The sequence below is a fragment of the Streptomyces sp. NPDC057438 genome (assembly GCF_042802995.1).
Taxonomy (GTDB): Bacteria; Actinomycetota; Actinomycetes; order Streptomycetales; family Streptomycetaceae; genus Streptomyces.
Genome location: NZ_JBHVDD010000192.1, coordinates 1 through 2,231 on the forward strand (window position 1 = coordinate 1; position 2,231 = coordinate 2,231).

Sequence of the window (2,231 nt, forward strand, 5' to 3'; positions counted from 1 at the left end):
CCAGGTCCGTGTAGGTCAGCCGGCCCTCGTCGGCGATGACCGCCACCGCGTCGGGCGTCTCCATCACCTGCTGCGCGAAGAACTCCACGAGCGAGGACCGGTTCCCGGCGGTGTGGGCACCGGTGCCCCACTGCTCGAACTGGACGGCGGTCTCCGCCCCGCTCACCAGCTCCAGTGCGCCGACGCGGCAGGCCGGGTCGGCCGCAGCCTGGGCGAGCACCTGGCCGAGACGGTCACCGAGCGCGGCGACTGTCTCCGGGTCGAACAGGTCGTCGGCGTACTCCACCTCGCCCGCCAGACCGGCCGGGCGGCCCTCCTCGTCAAAGGTCTCGGCCAGCCCGAAGGCCAAGTCGAACTTGGCGACCGTGCTGGTCACGTCCTCGATGGACGGCGTGACACCGGGCAGGTCCAGGTCGGGCTCGGGGGTGTTCTGGAGGGTGAGCATGACCTGGAAGAGGGGGTGGCGGGCGAGGGAGCGCTCCGGGTTGAGGACTTCCACCAGGCGCTCGAACGGCACGTCCTGGTGCGCGAAGGCCGACAGGTCGCTCTCGCGGACGCGCTGGACCAGCTCGTGGAAGGTCGGGTCGCCGGACACGTCGGTGCGCAGGACGAGGGTGTTGACGAAGAAGCCGACCAGGTCGTCGAGTGCGTCGTCGGTGCGGCCCGCGACCGCTGTCCCGAGAGGGATGTCGGTGCCCGCGCCGAGCCGCGAGAGGAGTGCGGCCAGACCGGCCTGGAGAACCATGAACAGGCTGGTGCCGGTGGAGCGGGCGAGCGTGGACAGCGCGGCGTGCGTGTCCGCGTCGAGCTGCCACGGAACCCGTCCGCCGCGGTGGGAGGCGACGGCGGGCCGGTGCCGGTCCGTCGGCAGCTCCAGCACCTCGGGCAGACCTGCGAGCGTCTGCTTCCAGTAGGCGAGTTGCGCGCTGACAGGGCTGTCGGGGTCGTCCTCGGAACCGAGTACGTTCCGCTGCCAGAGCGCGTAGTCGGCGTACTGGACGGGCAGGGGTGTGAGTTCGCGGCCGGTGTAGGCGGTTTCCAGGTCTCGCATCAGGGGGGCCAGGGACCAGCCGTCGCCCGCGATGTGGTGCAGCACGAGCAGCAGGACGTGGGACTTCTCCGAGACCTTGAACAGCTCCGCCCGCAGCGGAGATTCGCTCACCAGGTCGAACCCGCGTGCCGACTCCGCGGCCAGGGCCTCGGGAAGTCGCCGCTCATCGATGTTCCGCACGGCGAGCGTGAACTCGGGTGATGTGAGGATGTGTTGGCGGGGGCGGCCGTCGGTGTCGGGGAAGACGGTGCGCAGGGATTCGTGCCGGGTGACGACCGCGCGGAGGGCGGTCTGCAGGCGCTCGGTGTCCAGGGGGCCTTCGAGGCGGAGGGCGAGCGGGATGTTGTACATGCCGCCGTCCGTGTCGAGGCGGTCCAGGAACCACAGGCGCTGCTGCGCGAACGACAGCGGTATCTCCTGCGGCCGCTCGGCCAGGGCCCGTATCGGCTCCCGCGTCGGGCCGCCGGCGTCCTGGCCCTCCAGGTGGTGCGCGAGGCCCGCGACGGTAGGCGACTCGAACACGGCGCGGACCGAGAGTTCGGCGTGCATGACGGTGCGGATGCGGCTGATGAGGCGGGTGGCGAGGAGGGAGTGTCCGCCGAGGTCGAAGAAGCTGTCGTCGATGCCGATGTTTTCTGTGCCGAGGAGTTCGGTGAAGATGTGGCGCAGGGTGTGTTCGTGGGGGGTGCGGGGGGTGCGGGCTGGGTTGGTGGTGGTGTGGGTGGGGGTGGGCAGGGCGCGGCGGTCGAGTTTGCCGCTGGCGGTCAGGGGGAGGGCGTCGAGGGTGGTGATGGTGGTGGGGATCATGTAGGCGGGGAGGTGGGCGGTGGCGTGGTCGCGGAGGTCTGCGGGGTCGGGGTTGCCGACGATGTAGGCGGCGAGGTGTTTGTCGCCGGGGCGGTCCTCGCGGACGAGGACGGCGGCTTGGGTGACGTCGGGGTGGGTGGTGAGGACGGTTTCGATTTCGGCGGGTTCGATGCGGAAGCCGCGGATCTTGACCTGGTCGTCGGCGCGGCCGACGAATTCGAGGGTGGCGTTGTTGCGCCAGCGGACGATGTCGCCGGTGCGGTACATGCGGGAGCCGTCGGTGGCGTAGGGGTTGGCGAGGAAGCGTTGTGCGGAGAGGCCGGGGCGGTGGATGTAGCCTCGGGCGACGCCGGTGCCGGCGATGTACAGCTCG

The 2,231-nt window shown here is 70.9% G+C and carries 1 protein-coding gene; it reads right to left on the minus strand.

Going from position 1 to position 2,231, the window contains the following annotated elements; translation table 11 throughout:
- Positions 1-2,231, minus strand: a 2,231-nt coding sequence (locus ACFU5F_RS42270; RefSeq protein WP_383898997.1) for a condensation domain-containing protein, incomplete at both ends; no start/stop codon positions are given.